Annotated in this window: 22 protein-coding genes; 16 read left to right on the forward strand and 6 right to left on the reverse strand. The window is 65.1% G+C overall.

Going from position 1 to position 19,887, the window contains the following annotated elements; all coding sequences use genetic code 11:
• Positions 1-257: 257 nt before the first annotated feature.
• Positions 258-1,514 carry a pyridoxal phosphate-dependent aminotransferase gene (locus ACFWF1_RS00945; RefSeq protein ID WP_379284457.1) on the reverse strand — a complete coding sequence of 419 codons (1,257 nt, stop codon included), beginning with the start codon at positions 1,512-1,514 and terminating at the stop codon, positions 258-260.
• 109 nt (positions 1,515-1,623) lie between these two features.
• Entirely contained in the window at positions 1,624-2,964 is a 1,341-nt protein-coding gene (locus tag ACFWF1_RS00950) for a helix-turn-helix domain-containing protein (protein ID WP_379284139.1), read from the reverse strand.
• Between the two features lie 259 nt (positions 2,965-3,223).
• Here ACFWF1_RS00950 and ACFWF1_RS00955 point away from each other — a divergent pair, with 259 nt between their 5' ends.
• The 4 genes from ACFWF1_RS00955 (at position 3,224) to ACFWF1_RS00970 (ending at position 5,711) form a co-directional block, all read left to right on the forward strand.
• On the forward strand, positions 3,224-3,673 hold the full coding sequence (locus tag ACFWF1_RS00955; RefSeq protein WP_357384834.1) for a hypothetical protein: 450 nt from the start codon (positions 3,224-3,226) through the stop codon (positions 3,671-3,673).
• Between the two features lie 112 nt (positions 3,674-3,785).
• The gene (locus tag ACFWF1_RS00960) at positions 3,786-4,400 is read left to right on the forward strand and encodes a TetR/AcrR family transcriptional regulator (protein ID WP_379284138.1); all 615 of its coding nucleotides are present in this window, start codon (positions 3,786-3,788) and stop codon (positions 4,398-4,400) included.
• A 20-nt stretch (positions 4,401-4,420) separates the two neighbouring features.
• The gene (locus ACFWF1_RS00965) at positions 4,421-5,224 is read left to right on the forward strand and encodes a helix-turn-helix domain-containing protein (protein WP_379284137.1); all 804 of its coding nucleotides are present in this window, start codon (positions 4,421-4,423) and stop codon (positions 5,222-5,224) included.
• Between the two features lie 79 nt (positions 5,225-5,303).
• Positions 5,304-5,711 carry a hypothetical protein gene (locus ACFWF1_RS00970; RefSeq protein WP_379284136.1) on the forward strand — a complete coding sequence of 136 codons (408 nt, stop codon included), beginning with the start codon at positions 5,304-5,306 and terminating at the stop codon, positions 5,709-5,711.
• Between the two features lie 25 nt (positions 5,712-5,736).
• Here the strand turns inward: ACFWF1_RS00970 and dcd are convergent, their stop codons facing one another.
• Positions 5,737-6,336 carry a dCTP deaminase gene (gene dcd / locus ACFWF1_RS00975; protein ID WP_379284134.1) on the reverse strand — a complete coding sequence of 200 codons (600 nt, stop codon included), beginning with the start codon at positions 6,334-6,336 and terminating at the stop codon, positions 5,737-5,739.
• 159 nt (positions 6,337-6,495) lie between these two features.
• Here dcd and ACFWF1_RS00980 point away from each other — a divergent pair, with 159 nt between their 5' ends.
• The 6 genes from ACFWF1_RS00980 (at position 6,496) to ACFWF1_RS01005 (ending at position 11,983) form a co-directional block, all read left to right on the forward strand.
• Positions 6,496-7,269: an SDR family NAD(P)-dependent oxidoreductase gene (locus tag ACFWF1_RS00980; RefSeq protein WP_379284133.1), complete on the forward strand. Its 774-nt coding sequence runs from the start codon at positions 6,496-6,498 to the stop codon at positions 7,267-7,269.
• A 45-nt stretch (positions 7,270-7,314) separates the two neighbouring features.
• Positions 7,315-8,034 (forward strand): phosphatase PAP2 family protein, encoded by a 720-nt coding sequence (locus tag ACFWF1_RS00985; protein WP_379284132.1) that lies wholly within the window; start codon positions 7,315-7,317, stop codon positions 8,032-8,034.
• A gap of 17 nt (positions 8,035-8,051) precedes the next feature.
• On the forward strand, positions 8,052-8,831 hold the full coding sequence (locus ACFWF1_RS00990; protein ID WP_379284131.1) for an HAD family hydrolase: 780 nt from the start codon (positions 8,052-8,054) through the stop codon (positions 8,829-8,831).
• Between the two features lie 526 nt (positions 8,832-9,357).
• Positions 9,358-10,371, forward strand: a complete 1,014-nt coding sequence (locus tag ACFWF1_RS00995) for an acyl-CoA dehydrogenase (protein ID WP_379284130.1) — start codon at positions 9,358-9,360, stop codon at positions 10,369-10,371.
• Between the two features lie 56 nt (positions 10,372-10,427).
• A complete protein-coding gene (locus ACFWF1_RS01000) occupies positions 10,428-10,688 on the forward strand; it encodes a hypothetical protein (RefSeq protein WP_379284129.1) in 261 nt (86 codons plus the stop codon).
• A 116-nt stretch (positions 10,689-10,804) separates the two neighbouring features.
• On the forward strand, positions 10,805-11,983 hold the full coding sequence (locus ACFWF1_RS01005; protein WP_379284128.1) for a serine hydrolase domain-containing protein: 1,179 nt from the start codon (positions 10,805-10,807) through the stop codon (positions 11,981-11,983).
• A 42-nt stretch (positions 11,984-12,025) separates the two neighbouring features.
• Here ACFWF1_RS01005 and ACFWF1_RS01010 read toward each other — a convergent pair whose 3' ends face one another.
• Positions 12,026-12,634 carry a hypothetical protein gene (locus ACFWF1_RS01010; protein ID WP_379284127.1) on the reverse strand — a complete coding sequence of 203 codons (609 nt, stop codon included), beginning with the start codon at positions 12,632-12,634 and terminating at the stop codon, positions 12,026-12,028.
• Between the two features lie 384 nt (positions 12,635-13,018).
• Here ACFWF1_RS01010 and ACFWF1_RS01015 point away from each other — a divergent pair, with 384 nt between their 5' ends.
• Complete coding sequence (locus ACFWF1_RS01015) at positions 13,019-13,966, forward strand: hypothetical protein (RefSeq protein WP_379284126.1); 948 nt, start codon at positions 13,019-13,021, stop codon at positions 13,964-13,966.
• Between the two features lie 4 nt (positions 13,967-13,970).
• Here ACFWF1_RS01015 and ACFWF1_RS01020 read toward each other — a convergent pair whose 3' ends face one another.
• A complete protein-coding gene (locus ACFWF1_RS01020; RefSeq protein WP_379284125.1) occupies positions 13,971-14,681 on the reverse strand; it encodes a class I SAM-dependent methyltransferase in 711 nt (236 codons plus the stop codon).
• 233 nt (positions 14,682-14,914) lie between these two features.
• Between ACFWF1_RS01020 and ACFWF1_RS01025 the strand changes: the two genes are divergently transcribed.
• The 5 genes from ACFWF1_RS01025 (at position 14,915) to ACFWF1_RS01045 (ending at position 19,328) form a co-directional block, all read left to right on the forward strand.
• On the forward strand, positions 14,915-15,313 hold the full coding sequence (locus ACFWF1_RS01025) for a VOC family protein (RefSeq protein ID WP_379284124.1): 399 nt from the start codon (positions 14,915-14,917) through the stop codon (positions 15,311-15,313).
• A gap of 179 nt (positions 15,314-15,492) precedes the next feature.
• Entirely contained in the window at positions 15,493-16,692 is a 1,200-nt protein-coding gene (locus ACFWF1_RS01030; RefSeq protein ID WP_379284123.1) for an MFS transporter, read from the forward strand.
• 68 nt (positions 16,693-16,760) lie between these two features.
• On the forward strand, positions 16,761-17,180 hold the full coding sequence (locus tag ACFWF1_RS01035) for a Dabb family protein (RefSeq protein ID WP_379284122.1): 420 nt from the start codon (positions 16,761-16,763) through the stop codon (positions 17,178-17,180).
• 822 nt (positions 17,181-18,002) lie between these two features.
• Positions 18,003-18,176, forward strand: a complete 174-nt coding sequence (locus tag ACFWF1_RS01040) for a hypothetical protein (protein WP_379284121.1) — start codon at positions 18,003-18,005, stop codon at positions 18,174-18,176.
• An 18-nt stretch (positions 18,177-18,194) separates the two neighbouring features.
• Positions 18,195-19,328, forward strand: coding sequence for a hypothetical protein (locus tag ACFWF1_RS01045; protein ID WP_379284119.1), 1,134 nt, complete (start codon positions 18,195-18,197; stop codon positions 19,326-19,328).
• 280 nt (positions 19,329-19,608) lie between these two features.
• On the opposite strand, the gene ACFWF1_RS01050 is transcribed toward ACFWF1_RS01045, so the two are convergent.
• Positions 19,609-19,755, reverse strand: coding sequence for a hypothetical protein (locus ACFWF1_RS01050; protein WP_379284118.1), 147 nt, complete (start codon positions 19,753-19,755; stop codon positions 19,609-19,611).
• Between the last annotated feature and the right edge of the window lie 132 nt (positions 19,756-19,887).

A 19,887-nucleotide genomic window follows, 5' to 3' on the forward strand; every position in this document is an offset into this window, starting at 1 on the left:
GGGGGCGGCGGAGAGCAGGGGGATGTCTCCGCCGCCCACAGGTCGGCGGCCCAGGGGGGTAGGCGGCCGAACCCGAGACCGGGTTAACCCAGGGGGGTAGGCAACCCGGCCGGGCACTCGAAAGTGCCGAGTCCTACTGTACACAAAAGTACTTCTAATGCGCTAGCTAGTCTCCAAACTTCGCATATATCCGTACATTCGGTCTGTTTAAGAGCTAGAAGCGGGGCGACTCGGCAGCCCCGCCGAGTCGCCGCAACCTACTGGCGATAGCTCGACAGGAAGTTGCCGAACCGCTCGATGGCCACCGCGAGGTCCCTGGCCCACGGCAGCGTGACGATCCGCAGGTGATCATGCGCCGGCCAGTTGAAGCCCGTGCCCTGCACCATCAAGATCTTCTCCTGCAGCAGCAGATCCAGGATCAGCTTCGAATCGTCATGGATCTCATGGACATTCGGATCCAGCCGGGGGAACGCGTACAGCGCGCCCTTCGGCTTCACACAGGACACGCCGGGAATCATGTTCAGCCGCTCCCACGCGACATCGCGCTGCTCGAGCAGCCGCCCGCCGGGCAGGATCAGATCCTCGATGCTCTGATGACCGCCGAGCGCGACCTGAATCGCGTGCTGCGCAGGCACATTCGGGCACAGCCTGGACGAGGCGAGCAGATCGATGCCCTCCAGCAGGCCGGACGCGTGCTCCTTCGGGCCGGTGATGGCGAGCCAGCCCGCGCGGTAGCCGGCCACCCGATACGCCTTGGACAGCCCATTGAAGGTGAGGCACAGCAGATCTGGCGCAACCGAGGCCAGCGAAATGTGCTTGGCGTCGTCGTAGAGGATCTTGTCGTAGATCTCGTCGGCGAGCAGCAGCAGCTGATGCTTGCGCGCGATATCGGCGAGTTGCTGAAGAATTTCCGCAGAATATACGGCGCCGGTCGGATTATTCGGATTGATCACCAAAAGCGCCTTGGTTTTGTCGGTGATCTTCGATTCGATATCGGCGATGTCGGGCTGCCAGCCGCTGGACTCGTCGCACAGATAGTGCACCGGCGTGCCGCCGGCCAAACTGGTCATCGCGGTCCACAGCGGATAGTCCGGCGCGGGGATCAGCACCTCGTCGCCGTTGTCCAGCAGCGCCTGCATGGTGATGGTGATCAGCTCGGAGACGCCGTTGCCGAGATAGACGCTGTCCACGTCCAGCTCCGGGAAGCCGGGCACCAGCTCATAGCGGGTGACGATCGCGCGCCGGGCGGACAGGATGCCCTTGGATTCGGAGTAGCCCTGGGCATACGGCAGCGCCGCGATGATGTCGCGCATGATCACATCGGGGGCCTCGAACCCGAACGGGGCCGGGTTGCCGATGTTGAGCTTGAGGATCCGATGCCCCTCGGCCTCCAGCCGTGCTGCCTGCGCGTGTACCGGTCCACGAATCTCGTAGACGACGTTCTGCAGCTTCGTGGACTGCTCCAGAACACGCGGCGGGCGATGCGGTAGATGACTTGGGCTCACCCGTCCTATCGTGCCATCCGTCGCAAGAGGATAAAGCCCCGCTTGTCAGCAATTGCCCGTATTTCACTGCGCCGATGCGAGCACGCCCGCTGCGGAATCGGGCGATGTGATGAGGACCTCAGGAAGCGGGGTTGCCAGGAGGTATCCCTTTCGCGGCGGTGGCGCCGCAGAATTCTTCGATTCGCTCGTCCAGGAAGCGCGCCTCGACCACGTCCCGGAAGGCGGGATCCGCAATCCTGCGGCGGACTCCGGTCAGCCGCTCCTCCAGGGGGGCGATGCGTTTGTCCTCAGCGAGACCGAGCACCGGGCTCAGTGCTTCGGCCGCACCCTCCAGACTGCCGTTGATCAGGTGCGCGGCCGCGCAATCTACTCGCGCAAGCGACTCGGCACCGTACGAACGTTGCTCGGACGGGCCACTCGCGTACAGCTCGATGGCCCGTTGCGTGGCGGCGAGCGCCGGTGCCGCCTGCCCCAGATGGATGTAGGTTGCGCCCGCGTAGTACTGGGCCTTCGCGGCGCTGAAGCCGAACACGCCGCCCACTTCGTCGTGCAGTGTGTCGGTCTCGGACACCTCGCGGGCATCGTCGGCCGCGCGGATACAGCGATCGGCGTCGGACGAGCTGCCGAGCTTCGACCAGATTCGTGCCTCGATATTGAGCAGCCGCACCTTCGCGGTCGCCGACTGCGCGAACTGCTGGCCGCTCTGCGCCAGCAGCACCCCGCGCCGCGGCCGTTCCGACCAGTATTCGATGAGCGCGTGCATGCCCCGAGTCCAAGCCCGCAACCCGTTGTGCTCACACAGTTCCGAGTAGGCCCACGCCGCTCTGATCTGCTCACCCGCCGCGTCGTAATAACCGAGGTCGGTGCTGGCGTTGGCGAGCAGACCGGACAGCGTGCCCGCGACCAGGTACAGGTGACTGGTGTCCGCAGGGCGCTGATGCCCCTCCAGCAGCCGATAGACCCGGCGCCGCACCCGCAACATCTCGACCATCATGGGCACCGGGGGGACATGCACGTAGTCGTTCGCGATGCGGGTGACATCGGCGTCGAGCTGTTCCAAGGTGGTCGCACCCACATTCGTGCTCTCCGCCTGGCCGGCGTGCTCGCTGGCCTCATGGGCAGCCGCCATGATCAGATCCCTCTCCGAAATCTCTGCTAACGCATCGCCTCTCATCGCACCGGCGTCTATGAGAGCCAAAAGGTCCGCGTCGCTCGAATATTGGGCGCGCGCCGAGGTATCGGCGGGCGCATCGAACTCCGGTGCAGTCAGTCGGTCGGCCACAGTCTGATCGATCATCGCCGCAAACCGTGCCCGCACAACGTCGTCCGACCTGGCCAAGGAGGTATCGAGAGCGGCTTGATTGATCGGACGTGGATGGACCCGGACGCCGCCGGCCTCCCACTTCGACACCAGGCGTTCGTGTACCCCGAGGTGGGCCGCGAACTGCCGGATGCTCATGCGCTTGGCATCGCGAAGGGCACGGGCCTCTTTACCTGACCATTGCCGGACCACGATGTCATCCCTTCCGAACGAACTCTTTCCCAGGGTACGAGGGGTTTGTGAGCTCGGCCATATACGAAACAGACCTGGTATCAGAAGAATCCGAAACGGTGGCTGGTGACAGAGGCAGCGGAAAGGCAGCAGAAGGCGGGCGTGCGGGCAATACCGCATCCGGGGCCGGACCGGGACCCTTGAGGGCGGAGGCAAGGAGTTCGCCGTGAATGTGGAGAAACTCAGGACTGTTGACGATTGGGTGGCGTTCTATCGGCACGAGTTCGGGCTACCGGTGACCGAGCGTGGCGGCTTCGTCATGCTGCCGATCACCGGCCGCGTTTGCGTTGTCCACCTGCCTACCGCTCGTGCCGAAAAGGTGCGCGCAGCACTGGATCAGCAAGGGACCAGGGGGCCCATGCTGGCCAGGCAGATCCGGTGGAGCTTTCTGGCCGAGCCGGACAGCAGGCCGGGAACGCAGGTATTGGAGGTGCTCAATCGTCTCGATATCGGCATTCCTGCCATCGGCAGTGCCGTGATGTTGCCGACCGGCCTCGGACGGTGGACCCGGGAAGGGTGCTTCTGGGTATCCCCGCCGCGGCGCGGCGACACGCTGCCACCGCTATCCGTCATCATCACGACGGCGCTGGCGGTGGGAGCGGGCGGCGGGGACTGATCACGCGCCGCGATCGGTTCCCGTTGCCGTCCGGCGCCGGACCGGGCCGAGTCCGCCCCTTTTTTGGCAGTCGACGGGGCGGACTCGGACCGGGCTTTCGATGGCCCGCGACATGACCGCGCAAGCGCGGCGCCAGCAGGCCGAACGCCGGGCCGGCACCGAGGCCAAGTTGATCGACGCGACGATTCAGTGCATCGTCGAGATCGGTTATCACCGCATGTCGGTGCGGGAGATCTGTCAGCGCGCCGGGGTGTCGCACGGTGGACTGTTCGGCCGATTCGACACGCTGTTCGACCTGATCGTGGCCGCCGCCGTGGAGGCGGGGCGGCGGTTGACCGCCGGGTTCATCGCCGCGGTCGCCGAACTGCCGGACGAAGCCGACCTCGCCGCGATACTCGAGCTGCTGCGCGACAGCGCGCGGGTGCCGACGAACGCGGTCTGGATCGAACTGAACGTGGCGGCACGCACCGATCCGGCGTTGGCCGCGCACATGGCCGTCGCTCGCGCCGAATACCGCGCGGCCATCGTGGAATACGCGGTCACGCTGCCGGTCGCGGCCGGGGTTCCGCCCGCGGCCTTGCGCACGGTGGGATCGATTGCGCTGCAGTACTTCGACGCGAGCGCGAGCACCGACGCCGCGTTCCCGACGCCCGAACAGGACAGTGCCCAGTTGGCCGCGTTCACCACCATGGTGCGGGCCTATCTCGACTCGGTCCGGTCCGGCTGAGCTGCCTTTACTGTTGCGGGATGGGCAGTGATCGGCTGAGTGACCTGCGTGGGACGTATCAGGTGCGCGCGCACCAGGTCGTTCCCGCGCCGGCCGCCGCCTTCGCCGGGCTCGACGTGGTTCGCTGCTTCGGGTTCGACGTGCTGGAGCCGAGTCCGGTGCGGCGCAGGAAGATTCCGGGCGGCACGGTCAAGATCGTGTTCGCGCTGGAGGGCACCTTCGAGGGACGCAGCCTCGACCCGACCGCGCTGGTCATCGGTTTACACGATCGGGCGGGGACGGCCGGGCACGTCGGGCGGATGCGTAGCGTTCAGGTGCAACTCGATCCGTTGACCGCGCGCCGGTTGCTCGGGGCGCCGATGGACGAATTACGCAATGGTGCAGTCGAACTCGCCGAATTTCATGGCGGGTCGGTGCGGCGACTTGCCGAACGTCTCGCCGAAACACCAACCTGGCCCGACCGATTCGACTTGGTGGCCGATTATCTCCGCACGCGATCCGGCGAGTTGGACGAAGACCGCGCGATCACGCATGCCGTACGGGAATTGCGGCGGTCCAAAGGGATATTGCCCGTCGCTACCCTCGCGGCGGAAAGCGGCTGGAGCGCAAGACATTTCCGGCGAAGATTCGCCGAACAGGTCGGGCTGCCGCCGAAGGACTACGGTTCACTGCTGCGCTTCTCCGCCGCGCTCACCGCGTTGACGCGCGAACCCCGGTGCGACATGAGCCGTCTCGCCGGCGATTTCGGCTATTACGACCAATCGCATCTGATCCGGGATTTCCAGCGTTTCGCCGGTGCACCACCGGGCCGCCTGCTCGGCTGAGCATGTCCTATTCGTCCAATACCGTGGCGGCGGCCGAACGTAGCGTTCCACGCACCTCGACCGCGAAGGAACGTCCACGATGTCCGCTTCACCGATCACCGTGCGGATTGCCGCCCTCGGCATCGCCATACACGCGATCAACCATGTTCTCGTCCTGGTGTTCTCGCCGTTCAGCTGGAACGTCGGCACCGTCTTCCATCTCATCCACGCACCGCTCTACGCCGCCCTGGTGTGGCCGGTGCTGCTCGGCAAGAACTGGGCGCGAATCCTGATCACCTTCTTTCTCGGTGGCCAGTTCCTCGGACGGTTCGTCGTATGGGTGATGTTTCCCAGTGCGGGCGCGCACCTGGCGCTGCTCGGCGGGTGGGCGCTGTCGGTGGTGGTGCTCACGCTGCTGTGGGTGCCGGGATCGACGCGTCGCTACTTTCGCCGGGCGCGCACCGTGGCCGTGCCGGAGTCCGCGCCGGTCGCGGAAGTGACCGAGTGACAGTCACTTTCGACAACGTGTAGCGCTACCGCGACTTCGCGGCGTCCACCGCCTCGGTGGGCAGCGGGAAGTTCAGGTAGGACTTCGACGGCGTCGGACCGCGCTGCCCCTGGTACTTCGAGCCGGTGGTGGCGCTGCCGTACGGGTGCTCGGCCGGACTGGTCAGCCGGAGCAGGCACAGCTGGCCGATCTTCATGCCCGGCCACAGGGTGATCGGCAGGTTGGCCACGTTCGAGAGCTCTAGGGTGATGTGGCCACTGAAGCCGGGATCGATGAAACCCGCGGTCGAGTGCGTCAGCAGGCCGAGCCTGCCGAGGCTCGACTTGCCCTCCAGCCGGCCGGCCAGATCGTCCGGCAGCGTGCACACCTCGAGGGTGGAGCCGAGCACGAACTCGCCAGGATGCAGCACGAACGGCTCGCCCGCGGCGGGCTCGACCAGACTGGTCAGCTCGTCCTGGCGTTGCGCGGGATCGATGTGGGTGTAGCGGGAGTTGTCGAACACCCGGAACATCCCGTCCAACCGCACGTCGATACTCGACGGCTGGATCAGGCTCTCCAGGAGCGGCTCGACGCCGAGACGCCCAGCGGCGATCTCCGCACGGATGTCACGATCGGAAAGCAGCACGCCGAGCAGCGTAGCGCCTGCTCGTCCGTGCTCGGCAGCCGCACAGCGGCAGGCGGCCTCGCGCCGCTCCGGGGCGCCCTTCGCCGCGCGGCGAGACAGCGCGGCCGATATTCTCGCGTTCGTTCGGGCGCGGTGGCCCGCGACCGAAGGGATGTTCGCATGACCGAGGCTTCGCTGTTCGACCTGACCGGCCACGTGTCCGTGATCACCGGCGGCAATTCCGGCATCGGCCTCGGCTTCGCCCGCGGACTCGCCAGGGCGGGCGCTGATGTGTGCATCGTCGGTCGCAATACCGAACGCAATGCCGATGCCGCCGACCTCCTGCGCGCCTATGGCGGCCGGGTGCTCGCGCTGTCCTGCGATGTCGGGGACGAGCAGCAGGTGATCGACACCATCGCCAGGACGGCCGACGAGCTCGGCCGGATCGACTCGTGCTTCGTCAATGCCGGTGTGCCTGCCGGTGCCGCACCGTTCCTGGATACCGATCTCGCCGAGTTCCGCCGGGTCACCTCGATCAACCTCGACGCCGCGTTCGTCACGCTGCGCGAGGCCGCGAAGGTGATGGTGACGCAGGGCGATGGCGGCAGCCTGGTCGGCACCGCCAGTCTCGCTGCCCGCCAAGGTGTCCCGCGTGGGCAGTCGTACGCGGCGAGCAAGGCCGGGCTGATCGCGATCATGAACTCCATCGCGGTCGAGCTCGGCAAGCACGGCATTCGCGCCAACGCGGTACTGCCCGGGTGGATCGAAACACCCATGACCGACGGTGTTTTCGCGTGGGACCGGTTCCGCGACCGGGTGCAGCCGCGCATCCCCGCGAAGCGCTGGGGGCGGCCGACCGATTTCGAGGCGGTCGCGGTGTACCTGGCGAGCCCCGCCAGTTCGTATCACACCGGGGACACCCTGCTCATCGATGGCGGCTACAGCATGTTCTGAGCGCTCCTCAGCCAATCCTCAGCGCTGAGATGGGATCGTGGGATGGTGACCACGAATTCCCCACCCGAGCGGATCCGGAACCGAGTGCCGGTACTCGCCGTGGTTGCTGCGGTTCTGGCCGTTTTCGTCGTCGGATTGACCAGCAATGTGCTCGGGAAAGACGGGCTCACCGCGATCGACGGACCCGTGTCGGACTGGGCCATCGCACATCGCAACGGCACACTGACGCCCCTCGCGAAAATAATCAGCAACCTCGGCGGCACCGTCGCGATGACCATCCTGGCAGTACTGGCCGTCGTCGCCTTCGGCGCGCGCGGGTACCGCCGGGAGGCCGTGCTGGTCGCCGTCACCGGCCTCGGCGCCTGGGTGCTGGTGGACGGCGGCAAGAACCTCATCGGACGGCCACGCCCGCCCATCCACGATCACCTCGTCGTCAAAACCAACTTCGCCTACCCGTCCGGCCACAGCCTCGGCTCGATCGCCGTGATCGGCATCCTCGCCATCCTGCTGATCCCCCGGCTGCGCCACCCGGCCACCCACTGGATCGCGGCCATCGCCGCCACCACCTTCGTTGCCGCAGTTGGCCTTTCCCGCATCTACCTCGGCGTCCACTGGCCGACCGACGTCCTCGGCGGCTGGTCCCTCGGCGCGCTCTGGGTCATCCTGTCCTTCAGCGCTTACCGGTATGTCAACCAACGGCGGGACCGGGCCGCCGCGGAACTCCCACACTCCGGCGAACCCACTCGGACAGACGACACGGTCTAGCCGTACGGTTCACCCTCGTGCCGGCACCCACCTCACGCCCCGATCACATCCGTGCGGTCGTCTTCGACTGGCGGGGCACACTCGTCTCGGAACTGACCCCGCAGGGCTGGGCGCGAGAGGCACTGCGTCTGGCAGACCGCCCCGACGACGACGAGGCCGTCAACACGCTACTGCGAGACATCCGAAAAGCCGCCGGCGAACCGAACCGACTCCAGTCGCCGCACGGCAACACCAGCTACGAACGCCACAAAGAAACCTTCCACTCGGTATTCAGCGACGCTGGACTCGACACTCGCCTCGCCGAGGCACTCTTCGCCGTGGATTCCGACCCGAAACACAACAAGTTCGCGGCCGATGCGGCAGACACACTCACCGCCCTCCGTGCGAACGGTTGCCAGATCGGCGTTTTGAGCAACATTCACTTCGACATCCGTCCAGAGTTCGCCGAAGCAGGCCTACTCGCCTCGATCGACACCTTCGTCCTGTCGGGCGAGCGCGGCATCCAGAAACCTGACCCCGCCATATTCGAACTGATGCTCGAGGAACTCGGCACTGCTGCCGAACACACCCTCATGGTCGGCGACCGCTTCACCCGCGACGGAGCCGCAGCTACTGTCGGAATGCCGACCCTGCTAATCCCCCCACTGACCAACCATCACAAACGTCAGCTCCACCTGGTGACGAACACCGTCGGCATCACGCGAAGTCCGGCGATGCCGGTGATGTGCGATGTTCCTCACGATCTCTGGGATGATATCGAATCACCGGCCACCAGCGTCGAGGCCGCGAATCAGTAAGTCCGACAAGGTATTTAATGGGAATGTTGGCGTTTCCCACCGTGCTCGAGGCGTCCTTGGGTAAGCGCTGAATGCGGCGGCCATCGCCGCCACCATTGCCGCGACGCCGGTGCACCCGTCCACACGACGCCACCGACCGGACTCGTCACGATCAGCCCCCCGGCCGGACGCAGCACGCTGGAGATCTTCCGGAAATCGCGGACGCGACCGTTCTCCGCGACGACTCGTGGTTCGCGGCCCAGTGTTTCGATCAGCAGGTCGTCGCGGCTCGGCATACATCGATCCTGCATGAAATAGCCCCGCTCGTCGTTCGCGCCAACCTGGCGAACCGCTCGCGTATGCGAAGGCTATCCGTCTCTTATCGACCACCAGTTTCGATGTCGTGGGCCAAACTTATTGTCCGCCTGCAATTCCGAGGGGTCAACGCTGATGAATGCGGCCACATCGACGCTCCGATAGCATCTGGACAGGCCGACTCTGCGCCTACCGTCGAGTGCGAGCGATATGTCGAAGGGAGGGTGCCTGCATGCCAAGAGTCTGGACACGCGAAGCGGAGTTGCTCGTTGAAGAAGTTCTCGGCAAACACGCCGCCGAGGTCGATCGGACCGGCCACATTCCGCCCGGGAATCTTGACGAACTCGCCCACCGCGGGTTCTACGGGTTCGTGCTTTCCGAGGGAATGACACCCGATGTACTGATCGACACCGTCGCTACGGTCCTGAGTGGCTGTTTGGCCACCGGGTTCGTGTGGGCACAGCACCTCGGTGCCCTCCGCTCCCTCGCCTTCACCGACAACGAGTCGCTGCGCAATCGGTATCTGCCGGCCATGACCGCCGGGGATTTCCGGTGCGGAGTGTCCTACGCGGGCGCACGATCGACGCCGACGCTCTTCGCCGAGCGAACCGACAAAGGATTCATTCTCGATGGCGTCGCACCGTTCGTCACCGGTTGGGGCCACATCATTGGATTGGCCACCTCGGTGCGGGTTCGCGACGGCTCGGACGAATCTGTGACAACCCTGCTGATTCCGCTGCAGGAGGCCGACGGCCTGATACCCGAGCCGATTTCCCTGATCGCGGCGAACGCAAGCGACACCGTACGACTCACGTTTGCGCACACCGTGGTCGCGGAAACCCAGGTCATCAGCAGCACGCCCGTCACCGAATTCAAGTCGAGCAGAGAAGGACTGGCGGACTGGATCAACAGCGCGCTCCCGCTCGGCGTCCTCGCGGGCTGCCTACCGGAGCTCGCCGAACACGGTGTCGATGTGACCGCCTACGAGGCCCAATACGCCGCTCTGCGAAACCGATTCGGTCCCGCACTGGGTAACGCCGAAGCGACCTACGCCCTCCGGGCCGACATCGCCCACGCCGCCGTCGAAGCGGCGGCCGCAGCTGTCGTTGCTGCGGGCAGCCGGGCGACCGCCATCGGCTCCACGCCCGAACGCCTGATGCGGCATGCGGCGTTCGCGCTCGTGTGCACGACCCGCGACCCCATCAAATCCGCGCTGCTGACTCAGCTCGCACCGGGCGCAGCGTGAGTCGCACGATCCAGGAAGTCGAAGTGCGCACCTAGGCCTTCGCGGACGACCCACTGATGACCTATATCTGGCCGCGGCAACGACTGTCGCTCGCCGAAGTCTCGCGAGTCCTGCGGCCGGGCGGTCGACTCGTGGTCGGGGTGGGTGACCCGTCGTACATAGCGACGACGCCTTGGCGCAACGGACTGCTCAACCGGCCGATGACGGAGGTGGCGGGTCTCATCGAAGAGGCGGGATTCAATATCCAGGATCATCGACGAATTGGTGAGTCCGACAAGGCATTTCACGTGTATATTGCCGTCTCCGACCGTGATTGAGGTGTGCTGGGGTACGCGCTGAATGCGGTGGCTCGGACTGTCGAATAGTGTCTTGGCGGCGAGGGGGTTTCGTTGGGTTGGCGTGCCCCGCCGGAGTTGGTCGAGGAGGCGGTGTCGTGGTGGACGGATTGGTCGAGGGTGGGTTCGAGGGGGTTCGTGACGCGTTCGCGCAGGCGCAGGCCGATGACGAGGGGGCCGCACAGTTGTGCGTGTATCGGCATGGCCGGGTCGTCGTCGATCTCTGGGCGGGGCTGGACCCGATATCCGGTATGCCGTGGGATGGGGAATCGCTGTCGGTGCTGATGTCGGTGTCGAAGGGGGTGACCGCGACCTGCGTGCACATGCTGGTCGAACGCGGGCAGCTCGACCTGTCGGCTCCGGTCCGCGAGTACTGGCCGGAGTTCGCGGCAGGCGGCAAAGGCGAGGTGACCGTCGCCGATCTGCTGGCACACCGTGCAGGTCTGCCCGGCTTCGACCCGGCGGCGGGCATCGGCGCCCAAGAGCTGACGGACTGGTCGATGTGCACCGCCGCCCTCGCGTCGATGACTCCCCTGTGGCAGCCGGGAACCGCGTTCTACTATCACTCGATCACCTGGGGATACCTGGCCGGCGAGCTGATCAGGCGAATCACCGGCAAGACCGTCGGCGATTTCCTTGCCGCCGAAATCGCGGAACCGCTCGGGTTGAGTCTGTGGATCGGGCTTCCAGAAAACGAGGAACACCGGGTTGTTCCGCAGTTCAGCCGCCAGGAGCAGCCCACGCCCGCGCAAATAGCGTCGGTACTGGGCAGGATGGGGATAGACCTCGACGCGCCATTGATCCGGACACTCCTCGCGACCGTGGAAACCCGAGAGGCCGGAATAGCCCTGCTCAATACCCGCGAGGGCCACGCGGCCGAGGTCCCGGCGGGCAACGCGATCGGCAACGCCCGCGCACTGGCGCGGATGTATGCCGCGACCATCGGCGAGGTCGACGGCATCCGACTGCTGACACCGGCAACCGTGACACAAGCACAGCAACCCCAAACCGACCACCTGCGCGGACCGGCACCCCTCGACATCCTCCCCATCACCCACCGCTTCGCCAACGGCTACGAAATCCCCGGCCCCGCCCACGCCATGCTCGGCAACGGATCCTTCGGCCACAACGGCACCGGCGGCCGAATCGCCTTCGCCCACCCAGCATCCGGCCTCGCCATCGGCTACACCTGCACCAACATGCTCGTGGACGACGTAGCAGGCCCCGACCCCCGCTGGCTCCCGTGGATCGCAGCCCTCGAAAAGACCCTCGACTAGTTCAGCGCGGGTTCGATTCCGCCCCGCCTGTCGTCTCGCCGACTACTGCTTCAAGGGATGTGATGAGATCGCGTTCCAGGTGAAGATACCCTCGTCGAGATCCACGTCGACCGCCAGGAAGTGGAGGGTCGCGACGTCGAGGGAGGCGGGGGTTTTGATGGTGGAGAGGGCGAGTTCCAGTGGGGCGGAGTCGCGTTCGGCGGTGCCGTAGCCGAGGGATACGTGTGGCATCGGTGGCGGGGCTGGTAGGGAGCGGTCGGTTCCGAAGACTTGCACAGCCGCGTCACGGGTGGCGGTGTAGAGGTGTTTCCATTGGGTGTCTTCGGGGGCGGCTACGCCGACGCCGTAGTCGTGCAGCCATGGGCCCTGCATCGGGATCGCGAACGAAGGGGTGTCGGCGGCGAGGGCGGCCAGCGCGGTGGAGTAGCGGTCGAGGGCTTCGGCATCTACTTCGTTGCGCCACCAGGGGATTCGAGTGACTGTCGCGTGTTGCCAGCGCGGCTGCACGGCGGCGCAGCCCTCGAATGCTTCGACGGCGTCCAGCGCTGGCTGTACCGACGCGATGAACTCCGGATCGGGCAGCACGTAGACGTGCAGCGAGCCATGCAGCTGGGGCCAGTCGAGATGTGGTGAATCGAAAAAGTTCCGCACGGGCCTATCGTATGGGCACGGACGAATCACCATGAGCGGGCAGCGAACCCAGCTCGCGTGCGATGCAGTCCGCCGCTAGATGATCGCCGCGATCACGCAGTTGCGTAATCCGTGTGTGGACAGCGTCGACGCCGTACGACGCAACGATTTCGTGAATGCCGTGCGGTGCTACCGAATAGCCGGCGCTACCCGCAACCTGCTCCCTCGACGCGTGCTGGTACATGTGGAGACCCCTCCCGTTGCAGCCGAAAGCCTCATTCGCACAAGAGAATTAGCTTCCGACGCGGGAGTCGCTCACCAGCCGGGTACGAGCGCCAGTTTAACATCCTCCCATCGCGGCGAACACGTCGAAATCCGCTCCCTGCCGAACTAGGCTGCCCGGTCATGGACCTACCGAGGCTGTGGGTTGGCATCGACCTCATCGGCACCCTGCTGCACGGCGAGATCGTTGTGCATTCCGCCGGCGGTCAGCCGGTGGCTCGGCGGCTCCGCCGCATCGCGCCGAAGCTGGGCTTCGACCACACCGGGGAAGCCCTGTTTCGCGGTGTCGTCGCGGACCTCATGAACGGACCGCAGATCGACCACACTCGCACCGAGGCCGGGATCGAATGCCGGACACACTGGATCACCGCCGCCGACGGCACCGCGGTTGCGCTGCTGGTGTGGCTGGCATCGCCGCCGGTGACATCGCGCCCGGTGTACAACAGCTGGATCATGGACCTGCGCAAGCTCGCCACCTCGCCCGACGGCGACGACTTGGAGCTCTACGGCGTCAAACGCACTGTGGGTGAGTACAAACCGATCATGGGGGTGTTCCGCAACTTGAACCCCGATGACGCACCCGGATGGACCGCCTTGGTGTACGACGCGGGGCACGAGCGTGAGGGCGTCACCGTCGACGCCGTATGGTCGATCCGCCCGGCGGACAACTGGGTGCATTTCTGGTCGTCGGCAACGAATCTCGGCGCACCACGGCCGGGGCGCTCGGTCTACGGGCTCACCCTGCATCTGCCCCATCGTGAGCTCGACACCCGGCTGGGCACCCTGGTCCGATACACCGGCGCCAGCCTGATCATGGTCGACGTGCATTCCCGCTACGTCGTGTCCGGCTCCGGAGATCTCGCCGAAGCGCTGCTCGCCGACGAACCGCGCCTGGCCCGCGTGCTCACCCAGATCGACCTGGACCGCCTGATCGCGGCGCCCGTCAACGATGTTGTCGAGCAGACGATTTCGATCGAGGGATCACTGTTTCAGGCCGCGCTGTTCGCGATGCCCGCCGGCCAGGTTCGGCCCGGCTCGCTGATCGGGATCCTGCTCGTCCCGGCCAGGTGACCCGTCAGTCCGGTTCGGTGGCGCCCGCCTCCGGTGTGCGGCGCGGCCCGCGCGCCGTCCACACCGCGGCCGAACCACGCGTGCCGACCTGCACCGACTCGAACGCGCGCTCGAGCGCGGCCACCAGGCCCGACAGGTCGTCGGCCGCGTTGTGGAAGACGCCGGTCCGCCAGAAGCGGCGCAGCGTGGCCCGGCTCAACGCCGTATGCGGGACATCCTTGGCCAGGACGCTCGCTCCGAAGAACACCCCGTCATCGGCCATGACATCGGCAATGTGACCGAAGGCGTTGCCTTTGCTGTCCCACCCGCCCGGCACGCAATGCATGAGCCAGGTCGCCGAGACCGAGCCGAACCGGCGGCGGTCGACCGGTAACGGCTGCAGCACGCTCCCGATCCGGGTCACCGGGTCGATGCCGCGTTGACGCAGACGCCGACTCGTCTCATCGAGCGAATGCGGGTTCAAATCGACCAGGGTGACCGTTGGCTGGGTCGTGGGGTACACGGTGTGACACAGATGCCACCCGGTACCGGTGCCGATGTCCAGGTGATCGCCGGACATGTTGGCGTTGTACAGGGCAAGCGTCTGCCGGAGGGGGCAGCGCCACACGAAACGACAGTTGAACCAGACCCAAAAGTCATAGATGGACAGAACTCTCGGCGAGTACATCGCCGATCCATCGCGCTCAGCCTGACTGATACCGGACGTTGAATCCATACCCGACTCCCTCGCCTACCTGGCAGGGCACTCCGAAAACGAATACCCGCCAAGGCATCTGAACCCCCGGACGGGAATCACTCACCGACCCGCTATACGGCCACAACCTTACCGCTTCGGCCTCCGCCCTGCGGGTACTTCTTACCCGTTCTGCCCTACTCAGGGTGAACAATCGCGCTAAGGTATTGGTGGACAACTGATTTAGGCTCCTCGGGAGAGACGAGGCCAGCATCATGTCAGAAGGCATCCACGGGGGACCGGCGGCCGGCGCGAAAGTGCTCTCGCTGCATCACGTCTCGATCAACGTGCGCGACATCGATCGAGCCCTGCACTTCTATGTCGACGTGCTGGGCCTCACTCAGCGGACCGATCGCCCTGACAACCTCGGGATCGAGGGTGCCTGGCTCGACGTCGGCGACCGCCAGCTCCACCTCATCGAACAACCCGACGTCCCGTCCGCCCTCGGTCAGCATTTCGCCCTTCTCGTCGACCAGCTCGACCTCGTGGTGTCCACGTTGCGAACGCAGGGACTGACCGTGTCCGATCCCGTTCGGATAGGTCGAGGCCGCCAGTCCTTCCTGTCCGATCCCGACGGGAACGTCGTGGAGCTGCATCAAGCTTCTCGGACCTGACCGAACGCGACCGGCGGCGGTTGCCCCGCCGTCGACCGCGCGGTGCAGACGAGCCACTACCTATTCGCCGTCTCGACTGCGTATCTAGGTGAAAATCACCGACGCGAATGCCGGTGCGTGGATGGAAATCTTCATGTCAGCAAGGCGAGCACGACTTGCCGGACACGAGGAGGAACACCATGAACGCGGCACCTTACGAGGCGGTGCAGACAGAGCCGGCCACCCCAGCACGTATCGCTCGTGCCACTGTGCTGGCGGCCGCGACGCTGACGGTGATGGGTCCGGCGGTCATCGCACCGAGCCTGCCCGCGATGCGCGAGGCGTTCTCGGCGGTGGCGGGCGCGGATGTGCTGGTGCGGCTGGTGCTGACCATCACGTCGCTGGCGATCGGCCTGAGCGCACCGCTGGCGGGCATGGCCGCGGACCGGATCGGGCGCAAACCACTACTGGTAGGCAGCCTCGCGCTGTACGCGGTGGCGGGAGTGGCCGGGTTCTTCCTCGACGGTATCGGTGCGCTGCTGGTGAGCCGGGCCCTGGTCGGTGTCGCGGTCGGTGGCATCATGACCGCGATCAGCGCCATCATCACCGACTGGTTCGACGGACCACAGCGGGCGAAATTCCTTGGCCTGCAACAAGCCTCGGCCAGCATCGGCGGTGTGGTGTTCTTGCCCCTGGCGGGTGTGCTGGCCGCGTCGAACTGGAAGCTGCCATTCTGGATCTACGGCGTCGGCGCGCTGATCGCGCCGTTCGCACTGCTCGCTTTGCGTGAACTGCGACGCGACAAGGTTTCCGGACCGGTGGGTGCCGAAGCCACCGGTGCGCGGTCGGGGGTTGTCGCTCCGATCGCCGGGCTCTACCTACTCGCCTTCCTGGTCACCCTGGCCTTCTACATGGCCCCCACCCAACTGCCGTTCCTGCTGGCCCAACTACACATCGGTCCGGCCTTGGTCGGTGCGGTGATCGCCGCGACCACCCTGAGCAGCGTCGCCGGCGCACTGGCCTTCCCGGCACTGCGAGGCCGCTGGTCACCGAGTGTCCTGACCGCCGCCAGCATCGCACTGCTCGGCATCGGCTGGATGCTGGTCGGCACCGCAGGCACTGTGGTGCAGGTAGTGGCCGGGCTACTGGTGGGTGGGTTCGGTGTCGGGCTGGCGGTGCCGAACCTGAACCTGCGACTCAGCGATCTGGCACCTGCGGCCACTCGCGGCCGGATCCTCAGCGGCCTGGTCACCGCGATCTTCCTGGGCCAGTTCGTTTCTCCGCTGATCGTCGCACCACTCATCCACGCCACCAGCATCAACGCCGCGTTCGGCTGGACCGGAATCGCCATGACCGTAGGCGCGGGCATCGCCCTGCCTCTGCTCCGTAATACCAAGTAACACCAACGAATTCACCACCAACCACCGAGTCCGCATCCGCGGGTTCACCCGAATGAAGGATGAAAGACATGATCTACCACGGCAACCGCTTCACCCTCCGCGCCGACGCCTCCCCCGAAGCCGTCGAGGAAGCCCTCGAGAGCCTGCGCAACCAGGGCCGGTCCATCCCCTCGGTGAAGTCGTTCGTGGTCGGCCCCGACTTCGGTGGCGAATACCAGTGGGGCGCGGTGTTCGTCATCGAGGATCTGGCCGGCTACTGGGAGTATCTGATCCACCCGGCCCACCGCAACACCGACCGGGTCGGCCTGCCCCTGGTCGACAAGTTCGCTTCCTTCGACATCACCGACGACGAGGACCCGGCGATGGCGGAGAAGATCGCCGAACTGCACCAACGCCGCTACGACAGCGACCCGGAACTGACCAAGCTGGTCTCCGACCTCGGCGAATACAGCGGCAGCGCCGCACCCGGACACCACGGCGAAAAGTAAGCGACCCCTCAACCCCCTGCCGGACCTCCTGTCCGACAGGGGGTTGCTCGTTGTCCAAGGCGGGGCATCACCGCAGGTCAGCGGCATCTACCTGGACTTTTCTCGCCTGCTGGCGGACTCTGCTAAAGTCTCGGAAGTACCTTCACAGGTTCGCCGATGTAGTTCAATGGTAGAACTTCTGCTTCTGCCGCAACAGGATTCGGCTCTCTGCGATCATCTTCGCTTATATACTCTCATCAGCATGAATAGCCTGTGACTATCTTCTTTCGAATCCTCCTGTGCCGCATCCAATTCGGCCGGATTCGGCTGAAAATACGGAGTAAATAAGGACCTTCACTGGGTAGCGGCGGCCCGATGAAACTCGACCACGAACCCGCGACCAATGGACTAGCAGTCCACGGCTCACGAAGAGGTTAACCCCGATGGCTCGGCCACCTTCAGTGGTCAGGACACGGACCTTTTCTTTACACCTACCGAGATGGATGCCTTCGCCAAGGGCGTTGTGGACGGCGAGTTCGAGTTGAATCGCACGTAAGTCAAACGTCAACGGCCCCGCTTCGAACGTACGTCGGAGCGGGGCCGTTGACGTGTCAGAGCCTACATCGGGCGTGTGTCCGCGGCCGGTTGCGGGAGAACCACAGCGAGTAGCCGGTGAGGCACACGATAGGCGCGCCAATTACGGAAGATCGCGAACTCGCTGCACGTGGCAATACAGCCCACTCGCATCAATTGATGTCAGCGCGTTGATCGGGCGGCCCACGTCGCACAGCGGGCGGAGGTAGTCGTTGCGCGATATGCCTCTGCCGTATGTTCGGTGGAGTCATGCTGATCTTCTTCTTGAAGCTCGCAGGTTTCGCGTTCCTCGACTCGCTGAACGTCCAGATCACTGAGTTGACCGAGCAGCTGAGCGCGGCCGAGCAGTCACCGCCGGACCTTGCGGCGGGTAACTTCCTGTGTCAGTTACGGTTTCATACAGCGCAGAAACGCCAGCCGTGAGGAAATTTGGGGGTCCACATGTCAGCAGACGAAACACCAGTACCCGCACACGCAACCTTGTTGGCCGGCCTCAGCCGCCAGGACGTCGAGGTGGCCATCGCGAGGTCCGGATACCCGTTTCAGGCCGTTGTTGCGGATCGGCTGGCCAGAGCAATCAACCGGCACGTCAAGGTCTCTGGGTTCTCCGGTGTGCACGAGGAGTGGAGCTACACCGACACCGACACGGGGCAGACACGCGCTGTCGACATCATGGCCAGCGCGTCGCTCGGGACTTCCGAGAAGCCCGGCGGCGCCCTGACGTACCCGTCGCTGGAGCTTATCGTCGAGTGCAAGCAGAGCGAGTTGCCGTTCACCTTCTTCTTGCAACGGCAGACGCGCACCGACAGCATCGACCTCCACATCCCCGAAGCGCGCAGCTCGATCATGGTCATGATTCCCGAGAGTCCGAACAACACCCGCGGACCGCGGTTGATGCAGGTGCGGGACGTTTTCGGTGCATTGGACTTCCGCTTCTTCAATTGCCCAGCACCGCACGCATTTTCCGTAACGAAGATCAAGCGATCACCCAAGCCTGAGGTGTCGGGAGACGAGGCGCACCGTTCATTGACCCTGCCACTCCTGAAGGCTGCTGACTATCTCGACTCGCTGGCGATGAAGGACTCCACTAGGAGGGGATCGGTCAGCATCATCGTCTGCCTCGTCGTCCTACGGGCTCCGATGCTGGGTGTCTGGGTGAAAGACGGTGTGCCCCAGGTCTCTTCGATGCCATGGTATCGAGTCTTGCACCACGAGCCACTCGGTGCCGCAGACGAATTCGGGCAGAAGACTCGGACGAGGTACTACGACGTGGTTCACGAAGAGTACTTGGACCACTACATATCTACGATGATGCATGCTCTGAACAACCTGGCAGACCGCATTCACCCGCACGATATCGAGCTCAGGACTGGAATCGGAATGGGCGGAGATGGCGAAAAGCCATGGGAAACACTGCGATCAGTTCCATCCGACGGACTCGCCGAGGAGATCGCCGTGCCGATCGGACCGATGGTTGTGCGACTTCCCGGAGGATTTCCGATGGAGGAGGTGAATCCGATCATGCCAGACGAGGACCATGAGATCCCGTGGTGGAATGTCAAATACGAGGACTAATCGTTAAGTGCGTGAGCGGCAGCGGACGTCAGTGCAGTGAACAGCGTTGCGGTGGCGGTCGCCGTGACGAACACGATGTCGAACTTGGCGACTGTCCGTAACGACTGTGTTCCAGGTGCTCCCACCAGATCCCTCGTCTTCTAGCCCGAATCATCGGGACACCTATGCTTTCAACACTGCGGCCCAGCTGCCCCGAACTACGATTCGTACCATCTACATGTGATGCGGGTGGCTCTTCCTGGCACGTATCCGCAAGCTGCGAACATCCGATATTCGGCTATTATCGCGCGTCGGAAGTCTGGCTCTGCTCGTCGTCGACGGGCACGAGTCGCCTGAGATCCGCAGGCCACTGATAGATGCCGGGTTTCGGCTCGTCGACAGCTTCGACGAGCGCGCGGTTCGGGTCGCCGTCGACGCCGATCTCCACGACACGGAAGACGTGGACGCCACCGGCGACGAGGCGGACCTTGGAGCCTTCTTCGATTGCCCCGTGTGCAGGTTAGCGGCGCAGACCGACAGGTTCGGTTCGCTGTAAAGCTACCGTCAGCGCGCGGTCTCT

The organism is Nocardia sp. NPDC060255 (assembly GCF_042727395.1).
Taxonomy (GTDB): Bacteria; Actinomycetota; Actinomycetes; order Mycobacteriales; family Mycobacteriaceae; genus Nocardia.